The sequence below is a fragment of the Fimbriimonadaceae bacterium genome, assembly GCA_023957775.1.
Taxonomy (GTDB): Bacteria; Armatimonadota; Fimbriimonadia; order Fimbriimonadales; family Fimbriimonadaceae; genus JAMLGR01.
On sequence record JAMLGR010000002.1, the window covers coordinates 19,439 to 33,796 of the forward strand.

Here is a 14,358-nt window from a genome sequence, read left to right on the forward strand (position 1 = left end):
TACCGCCGCGCTTCGTTCTAGACAGTCCCCAATTGGAGCGACACCGGCTCAGATTCACGTTTTGAAGAGACCGGTTTGCGCTGCCTCCTTCTGCAACGCTGCGCCCAACTCGGAGGGGTGGCCCAAAGGGATCGCGCCCAGGCCGGCCAGCGCGCGGGAGGCCTCGTTTCGAGGGTCCCACCGCACGGCGAGGCGCGTCGTCCTGCGTCGGATCGCGTCCACCGCGCCGTGCCAGGTGCCCCCCTCCTTGAACCGGGCGTGCACGACGACGGCAAGATCCGCCGCGGCGTAGACCAGCGCGTTGCGCTCCATCGCCGACGCGGTCGAGAACCCCTCGTCCGGCGCGCAGACCGAGAGCTGGGTGACCGGGCCCACCGGGCCCGCGCGGAGGCCCCGGGGGAGGATCTCGAAGGCGCGCGGCATGGCCCCCCGGACGGCGGCGCGGTCGCACCCCGCCGCACCGCCCGAGACCACCACCAAACCCCGGGCGGACGCCTCGCTTCCCAGGTTGCGGGCGAATCGTCGGACGTCATCCCCGATTCTTCGCGAGCCCACCACGGCGAGCGCCGGACCCGCCGGAGGAGTCGCTCCCCAGATCCACAGGGCCGGAGGTGCCCCGCTTCCAAGAACGTCCACCCACCGCGACGGGTATCCCGGCGAGAGACACGTCAGCGCGCGGCCGCCTTGCACGAGCTTCTCGGCCCCAGCCGCCACACCGGGCGCCTCCAGCACCAGCGCTTCCGCATCGAGCCCGGCCCGCGCCAACGCCCGGGACGCCCGAGCCAGCGAAGAGCCCGAGGCGCGCAGGACGTTCTCCACCGCCCTCCATCCCGAACGGCGAACGTCCACCGGCCGCTCCAAGCCGCGGAGGTAGAGGGCGGCCAAGACCACCTCCCATTCCATTCTCGATTCCATCTTTCGTACTTTACACGACGTTCGACACTTTGGGTTTGTTCCGGTTGATCGCGCGGGTTCGAGGTGTAAACTGACCGATCCGAGGCCCCCGCCATGCTCAAGCACCCTGATCTCACCCTTCGCCGCATCGACCTGTTCTTGAAGACCGAACTCGAGGAGCACCTCCTTGGGGCACGCGTACCGCTCCAGATCGAGTATTGCGAGGTGGCGCACGCCACCCAAAACGAGGCGAAGAAGGGACCTTGGAAGGTCGTTGAGAAGGGTTTCCGCTACGGCCCCGCCTACCGAACCGTCTGGTTCCGACTGACGGGCCGCGTTCCCGCCGAGTTGGCCAACGAGCCTCTTGGGGTCGTCGCCGAAGTGGGCTCCGAGCGCACCGTGTGGAAGGACAACGCCCCGTGGCGCGGCGTCGACGTGCAGCACTACGTCTTTCCGTACAGCGAGGCCGCCGGCGTGGTCCCGTTCGACACCAAGGGGAGCCGCAAGGTCGAGATCTACATCCAGGCCTACACCCGCAACGCGCAAGTGCGAGTCCACCTGCGCGAGCCGGAGCGCGAGCCGCTCGTCGAAGAGGTGGATCGCGCCGAGCTGGTCGTCGTGGACCGCGAAATATCCGATCTGCGCTACGACGTGGCGTTCACGCGCAACCTCCACGAGGCCCTCGAGGGGGACGAATCCGCCCAGGCGACCCTGCTGCGCGCGATGAACGAGGTCTGCAACACGTTCGATCGCGAGAAGCGCCCCACCATCGCCCGATGCCGCCGCGTGCTCAAGGAGGCCCTCAGCTCGCTTCCCGGCGAGGTGAAGCACACCCTGACGCCCGTCGGCCACGCGCACCTCGACACGGCGTGGCTGTGGCCCCTCGAGATCACCCGAAAGAAGATGGCGCACACCACGGCCACGCAGCTCGCCCTCATGGAGGAGTATCCCGAGTACGTGTTCGTGCACTCCCAGGCCAGCCAATACGAGTGGCTGGAGAAGGAGTATCCCAGCCTCTTCGAACGGGTGAAGAAGCAGATCGCGAAGGGCCAGTGGGAGGTCGTCGGCTCCATGTGGGTCGAGGCGGACTGCAACCTCACCGGCGCGGAGTCGATGGTGCGGCAGTTCCTTTACGGCAAGCGCTACTTCCGGGACAAGCTGGGGGTCGAAACCGAGGACATGTGGCTCCCGGACGTGTTTGGCTACTCGGCCGCGCTCCCCCAAATCCTGGCGAAGTTCAACGTGGACTACTTCCTCACGCAGAAGATCTGCTGGAACCAGACCAACAAGTTCCCCCACCACACGTTTTGGTGGCAGGGGATCGACGGGTCGAAGATCTGGTCGCACTTCCCGCCCGCGGACACCTACTGCGCCGACTGCACCCCGGTGCAGATCCTCAAATCGATGCGGAACTACCGCGACCACGCGCGCTCCGACCACTCGCTCTACGTGTTCGGATTCGGCGACGGCGGAGGCGGTCCCACCGAGCAGCACCTCGAGTTCCTCAAGCGCGCGCGCCACGCGCCGGGCCTGCCCGAGATCGAGGGCGGCGCCAAGGCCCTGGATTTCTTCCGCGAAGCGAAGGCCCAGAGCAAGGACCTGATGACGTGGGTCGGCGAGCTGTACCTCGAGATCCATCGCGGGACCTACACGAGCCAAGCCGCCAACAAGAGGGGCAACCGCTTCAGCGAGTTCCTGCTCCGCGACGCCGAGCTGCTCGCGTGCTTCCGCGAGCGGTTCCCGCGCACCTACCCGGCGGCGGAGTTGGAGGAGGCTTGGAAGCTCGTGCTGCTGAACCAGTTCCACGACATCATCCCGGGCTCCTCGGTGCGCGAGGTGTACGAGGAGAGCGATCGAGACTACGCGAAGATCATGGAGATCGGGGAGCGTGTCGTGCGCGAGAGCCTCGAGCAGATCGGTGCCAAGTTCGACACACAGCGCCATGAGAAGCCGCTCGCGCTGTTCCAAAACGCCACCACGACCACCGAGGGATCGGTGCCGTGGCCCAAGGGCGACGCTCCCGGGGCGCTGGTGTGCGGCGACGAGGAGCTGCCGGTGCAGTTGGTCGAGGGGTTCGGTGATCGCCGCGTGGTCTTCCAAACGCCCACGGACGCCTTGGGGGCCGTCGCCGTGGCGCACTTCGAGGACGAGGCGCCGGCGGCGAAGTCCCGCTTGAGAGCGCGGAGCCGCAGGATCGAGAACGACGAGTTCGCCGTCCGGTTCGACTCCAACGGGAACATCACCAGCATCCAGAACCTCGAGGACGGGTCGGAGTACGTCGAGCCCGGCAAGTTGGCGAACTGCTTCCAGCTCTTCGACGACAAGCCGCTGTTCTGGTCCGCGTGGGACATCGACGCCTACGCGCTGGAGACCGGAGTCGACCTCGTGAAGTCGGACAGCTTCGAAATCGTGGAGCGGGGCCCGGTTCGGGTGGCGGTGGAGATCGTCAAGCGTTTCGGCAAGAGCACGCTCCGGCAGCGGATCAGCCTGGGTCCGACGCCCGGCATCCGTTTCGACACCGAGGTGGATTGGCACGAGGAGGACAAGCTCCTCAAAGTCGCGTTCCCCGTGAACGTGAACTCGTCGCGCGCCACCTACGAGATCCAGTTCGGCAGCGTGGAGCGGCCCACGCACGACAACACGTCTTGGGACGTGGCGAAGTTCGAGGTGTGCGCCCAGAAATGGGCGGATCTGAGCGAGGGCGACCACGGGGTGGCGCTTCTCAACGACTGCAAGTACGGCCACGACATCAAGGGCAACGTGATGCGCCTTTCGCTGCTGCGCGCGCCCAAGGCGCCGGACCCCCTTTGCGACATGGGCACGCACTTGTTCACCTACGTGCTGACGCCGCACTTCGGGCCGCACCACTACGCGGGAGTCGTCGCCTCGGCCTACGCGCTCAACGCGCCGCTTCGGCACGCGTGGCTGAAGTCGAACGCGGGCGAGCTCGGCAACCTACCCCCGTTCGTGGCGTGCGACGACCGGAACATCGTGGTGGAAACGGTGAAGAAAGCCGAAGCGGACGGCGCGATCGTCGTGCGGCTCTACGAGTGCCACAACGCGCGCGGCGCCGCCGAACTCTTCTGCGCGAGAACGCCGAAGGCCGCCTGGCTTTGCGACATGGAGGAGAACAAGCTCAGCGAGTTGGAGGTCCACGACGGAATGGTCCTCTTCGACTACAAACCCTTCGAGATCCACACGATCAGGCTGGAAGTCTAACCCCTGGGAATGCGCTGATTTATCCGCGCTTTCGAGGTGCCGCAGAACGTGGGCTTTCGAGCGGATAGGATATCCGGAATGACCGATCTTGCTGGTCGGAGTACCCAAACTCCACCATTAGACACGGTCCCATAGCGGGCGGCACCCCCGAGTTGAGGAACACATCGCTTTCTGCCGAGGAATTCCCCAGTCCTTCCCGTTCCCTGTAACGCAACGAGAGGGAGGACATGGAGTTCGAAAGAACCGCGGAAAGAAACCCATCGGGGAGAACGCTCTGCCAGAGGCTCTCTGAAATGACTCTGGCCCACTCCGCCCTTCGCTCGGCAGACACATCCTCCATTCCCAGACCGTGCGCCGAGGCAGCGGCCTGCCTCTCCGCCGCAGTCAGATGCGACCAGAACCTCAACGACGCCATTGCGACGGTCAAGGGCGTTCTGCTGAATCGCACGAGAACGGGTGCTCCCATCTGCCCGATCCAATCAGCTTGCCCCTCCGTTAAGGCACCCGCCAGGGCCGCATAATCCAATGTGGTCAGCGCTCGCTGGGATGCGGTCCGCTCGACCGGCCTCAAAAGCCGCTCGGGAATCTCCTTGTCGAGTTGCTTCCAATACTGATGCGAACGGAGCATGAGCCACCCATCATTGCTCCGTATCGGGCCAGGTTGGTAGGGGATCATCCCACCCCAAGATTGCCGGAGCGAGTTTAGGTACCCGTCAACGGTCGTGGCAGTAAAGGGTGCGGGTGGCGAACAGGCGGTCCTAAACGCATCGGCGACGATGGATATTCCTGCACCGGTGGCCAGAAACTCAAGGTGGTCGCTGAGCGAAAACCCGGGAACGAAACACCCCTCCTCGGTCACACGGGCGATCGTCGGGTCGATCTCTTTCGCCAGTACTTCGGGATCCGTTGTTTCGCCCCACTCCCGCATTCGACGTTCCAACGGGCTCTCTTTGGCCCCTTCTGGAAAGCGAACTCGGAAAGGGGCACGCAACGCACCGAGCCCAGTGCCGAGAATCAAGCCGCGACCCTCGAACTCACTCTGTTCGCGCCGGTAACGGACCATGATCACCAGGCCCGCCGGCCCTTCGGTCTTGAAAGTCGTGAGCGGTTCGTCGGAGGCGGGGAGAAGCGGCAGGCCGTCTTCGGGCCGACTCGAGGCGAAGAGGGTCTCTCCCGATACAAGTCGGGCGACAGCCTCTTCCGTACGCCCACCCCATGCCGCACCGAAGCCCGCGCTCGGCTGGAGCCTAATCAACTGACGGTCCAGTTCCGCTTCCTTGAGCCTCTGGGATGCGTCGGGGCCCGTGGCCGTTCGGGCCGCTTCAAGCCGCGCAAGGATGGGCTGGTGTTCCTTCGCCTGCTCCTCCGGACTCATCCTCGCCCATCGTTGCATCGTGACGAGCGCCGTCCGGAGGTTCTCCCGATCCCGTTCGATCGCTTCTTGTCGTGCCGCGGCCTCCTCCTGCCGGACTCGCGGTTGCAATTCGAGGCGCCAGGTGTGCGAAGGCCTGTCGAACGTCCACTGCATGAAGAGGGCTTCGGCGACCTTCTCCATGACCTCCCACGCGGGACGGTTCACGCAAAATGCCGTCAGTTTCCGATCCGCATCCGCCTGCGCGACGGTCACATGGGCATGGGTCACCCGGCACAGTTGGGCCACGAAGTCGGAAAGCGAAACGATTTTGATACGAACGGTAATTGGCAACTGAAGTTGAGGGTCGGACCTCAGTTGCGATTCTTGCGGAACCTTAGGCGCACCGAGACTTACAACGAAAAGAGCGAAGGCGCACCACATGCTCCGAGTATATGCCAACCGAGGACATTCGTCTGTGGCGCCTTCCGCTCAAACAGCTCGTGCCTCGGTTCTAGTCGAACAACCACACGCTGGGCACGAGGCGGTTCTCCTTCCCGTCGTGCACCGCAAAGCTGCCGCCCTTGTTGAACCGGCCGCCGGCGACCTGGCCCTTCTTGTTCATCGCGTAGAAGTTCACGTCGAAGTTCGGACGGCCCGGGGCGGAGAGGAGGCGGGGGGAACGCGTCTGGTCGCAGATGCGCCGAAGCACGTCGAGGATCGCCTGTTCCGGACTCATGCCATGGCGCATGTTCTCGACGACGGTGCGGCTGCCGCAGCTCAGGATTACGGCTTCCCCGCGTCCCGTGGAACCACACGCGCCGACGTCCCCATCGACGTACAGTCCCGCGCCGACGATCGGGGAATCGCCCACGCGGCCGGGCACCTTGTACGCCAGGCCGCTGGTGGTCGTGACGCCGGACACCTCGCCCTTCTCGTTCAGCGCCATGCACGAGATTGTGCCGGTGGGACGGCGGCCGCTCTCGACGTCGAGTCCGGCGCGTTTGAAGTCGGCGCGGATCTCCTCGTCGTCCAGCCAGTCGTCGTCCTTCGAGAGCCGGGTTTTCCAGCGGAGCCACGCCTGGCGGGCCCTGTCGGTCAGCAGGTTGGTCTCTTCGAAGCCGACCATTCGGGCGAACTCGAGGGCACCCTGGCCGACCAGCAGGACGTGGTCCGTGCGCTCCATGACCTGCTGGGCGACCCGCGACGGGGTCTTGATATTCTGGAGCGCGGCGACGGCCCCGGCGCGCATGGTCGGTCCGTGCATGCAGCACGAGTCAAGCTCGACGACCCCACGCTCGTTGGGAAGCCCCCCGTACCCCACGCTCATGTCGTTGGGGTCCTCCTCGACGATGTTGACGCCCGCGATCACGGCGTCCAACGTGTCCGCGCCCGCTCGCATCTGCTCCATCGCCTTCGCGGTCGCGCGCAGCCCGTTGCCGCTCGAAATCGCGATGGGAATCGCCTGGACGCCGGCTCCCTGGCCCACGCCCCCTCGGGCGAGGGCGGCAGGAGCCGCCGCGGCGGCCAAGCCGCCGATCAGAACGTCGCGTCGAGAGAGAGAGCCCGCCATGGGGCAGAGTTCGGCAGGGCAGAACCGGTGTCCTCCCACCCTGTGGCTGGTGCCACCCCCGGGGTTTCGCGGCCGTGAAAGCGCGTATCCGCGCAGTCCCAAACGCTACGGTGTTCCGGCGGGGCCGAGCGCCAGAGCTGTGATCAGCGCGCCGAGCACGAACGCTGCGACAAACACCCAACGAAACTGCATCCACTCGGCCATACGAACTCGCATCACACCCTATCCGACGGACCTCGCCAAGCCTTCGTTCTGACAGTAGGTCCTTTGTCGTGGGTCGTCTATCGTTGGTCGTTTGTCGTGGGGCGTTCTTTCAGGACGAGACCCTTGGTGGCGTGGGTCACGGACCCCCCGGGGGTCCAAAGGTCCACCTCGGTCGCGGATTGGGGAACCGCCTGGGCGAGGAGCACGCGCCAACCCGGGTGCGACCACTTCTCCCGAATGGCCCGCACGTCCGCGTCCAGACCGAACCCCGCATACGGCTTTTCCGAGAGCCAGCCCGCGGGCAGCGGCTCCCCGTCCCGCTTGGCGAGCTTCCTGGCGATCGACGGGAACTTCCGCTCCTTCACCGTGTCGAAAAGCGCCGCCGATTGCCCGGCGTTCACTTCCGGCATGGCCCCTCCGATCAGCGCGCCGACGTCCAACCCGGTCCACATCGACGCGAGAACGTGCGCGACGCCGAGCACCACGATCGCCCCGACGACGCGCATGACTTTGGATCGCACCATCGAAACGATCATCGCGAACAGGACTCCGCCCACGGCTGGGACCAGATAGGGGACCGGCGTGCGAGGGTAGAGCGGCTGCAGGAGCCACAAGACCCCGAAGCCGCACGCCGCGTAGAACGCGAAGAAGCCCCAGCGCACGATCTTCCGGCTCAGCGTCCAGACCAGATAGAGGGCGACCACCGCGATCACGAGCACGACGGCCAACACGGCCGTGGGATCCATGCCCTTCATCCACTCCATCGGGAGACTCATCGAACTTTGGCGGGCGACTTTGCGCGTTTCTCGGCAACCTTCAGGTCACCCGGCGGCCGGGACTTTTCCAGCATGGCCTTGAGGTACCGCCCCGTGTGCGAGTCCGGGTTGGAGGCGACCTGCTCGGGTGTGCCAAAGGCCACGACCCGCCCTCCTCCGGTGCCGCCCTCGGGCCCCAGATCGATCAGCCAGTCCGCCGTCTTGATCACGTCGAGATTGTGTTCGATCACCAGCACCGTGTTGCCCTGATCCACGAGTTGGTGCAGCACGCCCAGCAACCGCCGCACGTCCTCGAAGTGGAGCCCGGTCGTCGGTTCGTCGAGGATGTAGATCGTAGACCCCGTCGAGCGCTTCGACAGCTCGGCGGCAAGCTTGATGCGTTGAGCCTCGCCACCGGAGAGCGTGGTAGCGGGCTGCCCCATCCGGATATAGCCCAGGCCGACCTCCTCCAACGTCGCGAGCTTGCGGTAGATCTTGGGAATGGGCTGAAAGAACGCGCACGCCTCCTCGAGGGTCATCTGCAGGACGTCTGCGATCGACTTGCCCTTGTACTTCACCTCGAGGGTCTCGCGGTTGTAGCGCTTGCCCTTGCACACCTCGCAAGGCACGTAAACGTCCGGCAAGAAGTGCATCTCGATCTTGATGATCCCGTCGCCCTTGCAAGCCTCGCAGCGCCCACCCTTCACGTTGAACGAGAACCGCCCGGGCTTGTAGCCGCGAATCTGGGCGTCCGGCGTGCGCGCGAACAGGTCGCGGATCAAGTCGAAGGTGCCCGTGTAGGTCGCTGGGTTCGAGCGCGGCGTCCGACCGATGGGCGACTGGTCGATGTCGATCACCTTGTCGAGCGCCTCGTGGCCCTCGAGGGAGTCGTGTTCGCTCCACACGCCCCGCGTGCCGTACACCTCGTACATCAGGCGTGGGAAGAGCGTGTCCTGCACCAGCGTGGATTTGCCGCTTCCGGAAACGCCGGTCACCCCGATGAACAACCCGAGGGGAAACGCCACATCGACGTTTTGCAGGTTGTTTCCCCGCGCCCCCCGCAACACAAGCCAACCCTCGGACATGTGGACACCAGTATACAATGTTGGCTGGCGCTCCGACGATCAGGCCAGATTGAGAAGGCGACGCTTGCGGTCTTGGAGGCGTGGTGTCGGCAACAGACCGGCCCGCCTTCGAATCCCCTCCGCCGAACGCCACAGCGAAAGCGCCTGCTTCCCGTTGCCTACCTTGGCCCAGGCTTCAGCCTCTGCCTCCTTCGCATAAAGGGATCGCAGCGGGTACCCCTGTCGACGTGCCTCCGCACCTACCGAAGCCAGGCGCTGGAGCGCCTCTTCAGGACGACGCCGAGCCATCAATTCCTCACCCTCGGCGAGTCCCAACATCAAGGTCGCCCATCGGTCCACCCGGGGATTGTAAAGGGACTTGGCAAACTCGGCGCCCTCCTGGACACGCTCCAACTCCCCCGCTTCGGCCGCCAACAGCGCGTAATTGCACCAGAATCCGAGCTGCGCATGGCGCTCAAGGGGATCTACACGCCCGCGAACCTCCGCCAGGATCGCAAGCGCATCCGCAAATCGAGCGCGATGCCAAAGCCGTTCCGCGGCATAGCTCTGGCAAATCACGTTGGCGGCCGCGCCTCTACGAGTCTTGGAGAGCCACTCCTGCGCGACGGTGTCCGCCTCGTCGATCAAGCCTGACTCCAACAGGGCGAACCCGAGCATCGCTTCGGTGCGCAACGAGGCCATCCGATCGCCCCGCCACAAAGCGAGGCGGTTGGCTTTGCGGAACGCGCCCTGCGCCGCCTGGAGGGCCAAATCGCGGTAGAGGAGTTCGCCCTGAAACTCCAGATGCTCCACAGCGCAAACATCGGTTCGCCTCCGCGGCCGGGTCCTGCGCATCAGTTCGAGCATTCGATCCGGATCGACGATCTGGGCCATTTCGCGACCTCCTATGAGAAGGCATCGCGCCGCGTCCACGTCGACGCGGCTGACCTCCTCGACCGCCATGACGTAGGCTTCTGCCGGGGATGGGTCGGTGGCAGGCTCGCCCGGGGCAAGGATGGCCACCTCGTCTCGAATCGCATCGAGCCACGGATGGGCGATGCCTGGGGCGATCAGGGCGCCGCTCGCTTCTCGACCGTCGGGGAGCCGCAAATCCAACCCCACGGCCCCCGGCCGGAGTCGGAGCCGGTGCCCGTCCGATTCGATCGCCCCTGGCCCGAGCCACCGCCGAAGCCGGAAGATCGTCTGTCTCAGCGCGTTGAGCGCTCCAGCTCCGGGAGAGTCGGGATAGAGGCGTGCGGCGCACTCCTCCCTTCCCGTCCAAGCCTGCCCACGCAGGGCAAGCACTGCGAGCAGAGTGGCGGTGCATTGCGTGGGCGGGGAAGCGAGATCCTCGTTTCCCCTGCGGACCTCGTACCGACCACCTAGACGAATCTGCCACCTGCACTGCACGTGGCTCATATCTGATTATGGTCCCTCCCGAGCCTCGCCGACGCCCCTTCCACGAGGTGAAAGCCCGCATTGTTGCCAGCTCGTTCGCCACCAACGGCTCCTTCTCCGCTGCGTAACGGACCTGTAACGGCCAGACCCGTACCATGGAGTTGTCGGTTCTGCGTGAGTCGTCGGGCGGACACCCATCGTATGCGGTCGACCGGCATGCAACCGAAAGGGAGGAAACTGCTGTGATAACAACAACGAGACACTGCCGGCCCTTCGCGCGGTCGCTCGTGGTCGTCGCCGCGATCGTCGCGGTCCACCCGGCATTCGGTGACATCGCTTACAACAATCTGGGCACGGACGACGCGTTCAACCACAACGACGGTTGGAACGTAGGCTACTACACGGGAGGTCACTGGAGCCACGGGTTCCTGTTCACATCGGCCACCACGGGCATGTTGGATCGGATCCTGATTGGGCTCTCCCGATCCTCCGGAACCAACGCCATGCACGTCGATCTCTATGCGGCGAGGGACGCTGGGGGTGGAGATCTCCGCCTGGGCACCCAGCTCAAGGGATGGGACGTGGTGGACCTACCCCAGTTTGGCGATCCCAACATGACGCCGACGTTGCTGACCAACAACGACTCCGGTGTCACCCTGTCGGCTGGTGGCGCTTACTACCTGGTCGCGGAGCCCGGTGCGCCCGACTTCTTCGGCTTCTTCAACACCAACAGCACGGGCGCTGCGGGCAAATACGTCTATTGGGACCAGCCCCTGAACGGCGGGCAGGGAGACTGGAACTATCAGTATGGAGGCACCACCGGGGCCTTTCGAGTTGAAACGGCGGTACCCGAGCCGGCGACGATTCTGGTCCTCGCCCTCGGAGGCGCGGGAGTCTGCCGCAGGAGACGATCGAAAGGGCTCTGCGCCCACTAGCAGGTTGCTGAAGAACGACCTCGAACAGGTCGCAGACGGTTGCCCGGGGTCGAGCGCAGCAAGACCCCGGGCTTGAATGGCGGTCGAGGGCACCCGAAGCGGACCCATCGCGGCCGCATGGAGTTGGTTCCCCCCGCCCCATCGCCACCGCAGGACCGTGAGCGTGAATCCCTCCCTGCGCCCTTTGCGTTCCTTGCGTGACAACCCCTCCGCGACAGTTCATGAAACTCCCGGCGCGGTTCGCGTGTTAGAGAGGTGTACGAGGTCCACCATGTTCATGAAACTCCTGATCGCCGCCGCCATGACCGCCGGGACCGCGTGTGTTCTACAATCCACCCCAATGCAAGCTCCAAACGAACCGACCCCTCCCGGCCAATCCACCCTCGTGGTCGCAGGTGGGTGTTTTTGGTGCCTCGAGACGCAGTTCGAGCGGTTGAAGGGCGTGTCCAAGGTCGAGAGCGGCTACGCCGGCGGCTCCATGGCGAACCCCACGTACGAGCAGGTGTGCACCGGCACCACCGGCCACGCCGAGGCCGTCAAGATCTTCTTCGACCCCAAGGTGATCAGCGCCGACGACCTCCTGCACGTCTTCTTCACGATCCACGACCCGACCACGTTGAACAGCCAGGGCCCGGACCACGGCACGCAGTACCGGTCCGCGATCTTCTACTCGAACGACGTCGAGAAGGCCCGGGCTGAGAAGATCAAGGCCGAAATCGCGAACGAGAAGATCTGGCCCAACCCGATCGTGACGACGATCGAGCCGCTGAAGAACTACACGCGCGCCGAGGAGTACCACCAGGACTATTACAAGAAGTTCGAGGAGGGAACCACCACGGTCAAAGCGGGCATGAACGCGGGCTACTGCACCGCGATCATCGAGCCCAAGGTGACCAAGTTCCGCCAGAAGTACGCCCACCTGCTGAAGGGCGGAACCCGCTAGGCGGTCTCGGCGGCCCGTCGCTGCGCGATGAAGTCGGGCCCGCATGAGAGCTTCTCAGCCTAGAACGGGGGGCGGGCCCGTGGCTGGCGTCGCCGTTTCGGCACGGCGATAGCGTCCTGGCCCGTGAGGTACTTCGCGGTGCCGCACCCGCTCGCGAGAAACTCCTCGAGCGTCCCTTGGGCGACGATCTCGCCTCCGTGTTCTCCGGCACCGGGCCCAAGCTCGAGGAGCCAGTCCGCAGCGCGCATCGTGTCCTCGTCGTGCTCGACCACGAGCACGGTGTTGCCCAGGTCGCGCAACCGCTTCAGGGTCTCGATCAGCTTGTTGTTGTCGCGTTGGTGCAGCCCGATCGACGGCTCGTCGAGGATGTAGAGACAGCCCATGAGGCCGCTTCCGATCTGCGTGGCCAAGCGGATGCGCTGGGCCTCGCCGCCCGCCAGCGTCCGCGCGCTGCGGTCCAGTGTGAGGTAGGTGAGGCCGACATCCGCGAGGAACCGCAACCGCTCGACGATCTCCTTGATCGCGCGCTCGCCGATCGCCATCTGGCGCTTGGACAGCTTCTTCGGAAGCGCCTCGAAGAGCGCCAGGCACTCGTCCACCGGCATCCGGCTGACCTCGGCGATGTTGCGCTTCCCCACCAGCACCGCAAGGGTCTCGGGTTTCAAGCGCCGCCCTTCGCACACCGGGCAAGGCTTCGTGCTCATGTACTGCTCGAGGTCGCCCTTCACCCACTCGCTCTCGGTGTTCTCGTACCGTTTGCGAAGCGCCGCGAGCACTCCGTCCCATCGCGTGTTGATCTTGCGCTCGTGCTTGCCGTACCGCATCAGCACCATCACGGGATCGGGCAGTCCGTTCCAAACGGCGTCGAGGGCCTTCTCGTCGAGTTGGTCCATGGGAAGCGACGCGTCGAACCCGACGGCGTTGCCGACGCCGTCCAGCATCTCGGGCCACCAGTCCTTCACCTCTCCAGACTTGTACATGAACGGCTCGATCGCGCCGGATCGAAGAGGCTTGCTCCGGTCGGGGGCGATCAGTTCCGGGTCGAACTCGGTCTTGGTCCCGAGTCCCGAGCACTCCGGGCACGCGCCGTACGGCGAGTTGAAGGAGAACATGCGCGGTTCGAGCTCGGGCATGCTGAACCCGCAGTTGGCGCACGAGTAGCTCTCGGAGAACAAGCGGTCCTCCCACTTCTCCGAATCGCCCTCCGGGGACTGCGACGAGAGCGTGACCAGCCCACTGCCCATCTTGAGGGCCGCCTCGATCGAATCTGACAGGCGCCGCTCGAGACCCTCCTTCATGACGAGACGGTCCACGACCACTTCGATGGTGTGCTGTTTGTAGCGGTCCATCGGGATGTCGTCGCTCACCTCGTACATGACGCCATCCACTCGGACCCGCACGTAGCCCGCCTTGGCCACGTCCTGGAGCACGGACTTGTACTCGCCCTTCCGACCGCGCACCACGGGCGCGAGGATCTGGACGCGCGTGCCCTCAGGCAGTTCGAGCGCGGCGTCCACGACCTGGTCGGTCGACTGGCGTTCGATCGCGGTGCCGCAGTCGGGACAGTGGGGGACGCCGACCCGCGCGTAGAGGATGCGCAGGTAGTCGTAGATTTCGGTGACCGTGCCCACGGTGGAGCGCGGGTTGCGGCTGGCCGTTTTCTGGTCGATGGAAACGGCGGGCGAGAGGCCGTCGATGTGGTCCACGTCCGGCTTGTCCATCTGCCCGAGGAACTGGCGCGCGTAGGCGCTCAGCGATTCGACGTACCGGCGCTGTCCCTCCGCGTAGATCGTATCGAAGGCCAGCGAGGACTTCCCGCTTCCCGACAGGCCCGTGATCACGACCAGCTTGTCGCGCGGAATCTCGACGGTGAGGTTCTTCAGGTTGTTTTCGCGAGCCCCGACGACGACGATCTTGTCCACCTGCCCATTCTACCGTGCCAAGCAGTAGACGCACGACGGGGTAAATGCGACAGCCGGCCAAACCTGGTCGTTCGACGCGTGCCCCGGCGCAGCTTCGTCC

Annotated in this window: 10 protein-coding genes; 3 read left to right on the plus strand and 7 right to left on the minus strand. The window is 65.3% G+C overall.

Annotated elements, in window-relative coordinates:
- Nucleotides 1-54: 54 nt before the first annotated feature.
- The gene (locus M9921_01700; protein ID MCO5295550.1) at nt 55-915 is read right to left on the minus strand and encodes a DNA-processing protein DprA; all 861 of its coding nucleotides are present in this window, start codon (nt 913-915) and stop codon (nt 55-57) included.
- A gap of 93 nt (nt 916-1,008) precedes the next feature.
- Here M9921_01700 and M9921_01705 point away from each other — a divergent pair, with 93 nt between their 5' ends.
- Nucleotides 1,009-4,113, plus strand: coding sequence for a glycosyl hydrolase-related protein (locus tag M9921_01705; protein MCO5295551.1), 3,105 nt, complete (start codon nt 1,009-1,011; stop codon nt 4,111-4,113).
- A gap of 19 nt (nt 4,114-4,132) precedes the next feature.
- Here the strand turns inward: M9921_01705 and M9921_01710 are convergent, their stop codons facing one another.
- The 5 genes from M9921_01710 to M9921_01730 all read right to left on the minus strand — a co-directional run bounded on the left by M9921_01710 (nt 4,133) and on the right by M9921_01730 (nt 10,365).
- The gene (locus M9921_01710; GenBank protein MCO5295552.1) at nt 4,133-5,818 is read right to left on the minus strand and encodes a hypothetical protein; all 1,686 of its coding nucleotides are present in this window, start codon (nt 5,816-5,818) and stop codon (nt 4,133-4,135) included.
- A 160-nt stretch (nt 5,819-5,978) separates the two neighbouring features.
- A complete protein-coding gene (locus tag M9921_01715; GenBank protein MCO5295553.1) occupies nt 5,979-7,037 on the minus strand; it encodes a N(4)-(beta-N-acetylglucosaminyl)-L-asparaginase in 1,059 nt (352 codons plus the stop codon).
- Nucleotides 7,038-7,318: 281 nt separating this feature from the next.
- Nucleotides 7,319-8,017 (minus strand): hypothetical protein, encoded by a 699-nt coding sequence (locus M9921_01720; protein ID MCO5295554.1) that lies wholly within the window; start codon nt 8,015-8,017, stop codon nt 7,319-7,321.
- Nucleotides 8,014-9,081, minus strand: a complete 1,068-nt coding sequence (locus M9921_01725; protein MCO5295555.1) for an ATP-binding cassette domain-containing protein — start codon at nt 9,079-9,081, stop codon at nt 8,014-8,016. Before M9921_01725 ends, M9921_01720 begins: the two co-directional genes overlap by 4 nt.
- A 39-nt stretch (nt 9,082-9,120) precedes the next feature.
- On the minus strand, nt 9,121-10,365 hold the full coding sequence (locus M9921_01730; protein ID MCO5295556.1) for a hypothetical protein: 1,245 nt from the start codon (nt 10,363-10,365) through the stop codon (nt 9,121-9,123).
- Between the two features lie 335 nt (nt 10,366-10,700).
- On the opposite strand from M9921_01730, the gene M9921_01735 reads away from it, so the two are divergent.
- Nucleotides 10,701-11,393, plus strand: a complete 693-nt coding sequence (locus M9921_01735; protein ID MCO5295557.1) for a PEP-CTERM sorting domain-containing protein — start codon at nt 10,701-10,703, stop codon at nt 11,391-11,393.
- A 340-nt stretch (nt 11,394-11,733) separates the two neighbouring features.
- Nucleotides 11,734-12,336 (plus strand): peptide-methionine (S)-S-oxide reductase MsrA, encoded by a 603-nt coding sequence (msrA, locus tag M9921_01740; protein ID MCO5295558.1) that lies wholly within the window; start codon nt 11,734-11,736, stop codon nt 12,334-12,336.
- Between the two features lie 59 nt (nt 12,337-12,395).
- Here the strand turns inward: msrA and uvrA are convergent, their stop codons facing one another.
- Complete coding sequence (uvrA, locus tag M9921_01745) at nt 12,396-14,258, minus strand: excinuclease ABC subunit UvrA (GenBank protein MCO5295559.1); 1,863 nt, start codon at nt 14,256-14,258, stop codon at nt 12,396-12,398.
- Nucleotides 14,259-14,358 lie beyond the last annotated feature (100 nt).

Bases quoted from the DNA above. Each gene is read 5' to 3' on its own strand.
- M9921_01715 (MCO5295553.1), bottom strand. From the start codon at position 7,037: ATGGCGGGCTCTCTCTCTCGACGCGACGTTCTGATCGGCGGCTTGGCC.
- M9921_01720 (MCO5295554.1), bottom strand. From the start codon at position 8,017: ATGAGTCTCCCGATGGAGTGGATGAAGGGCATGGATCCCACGGCCGTG.
- msrA (MCO5295558.1), top strand. From the start codon at position 11,734: ATGCAAGCTCCAAACGAACCGACCCCTCCCGGCCAATCCACCCTCGTG.
- M9921_01725 (MCO5295555.1), bottom strand. From the start codon at position 9,081: ATGTCCGAGGGTTGGCTTGTGTTGCGGGGGGCGCGGGGAAACAACCTG.
- M9921_01700 (MCO5295550.1), bottom strand. From the start codon at position 915: ATGGAATCGAGAATGGAATGGGAGGTGGTCTTGGCCGCCCTCTACCTC.
- M9921_01705 (MCO5295551.1), top strand. From the start codon at position 1,009: ATGCTCAAGCACCCTGATCTCACCCTTCGCCGCATCGACCTGTTCTTG.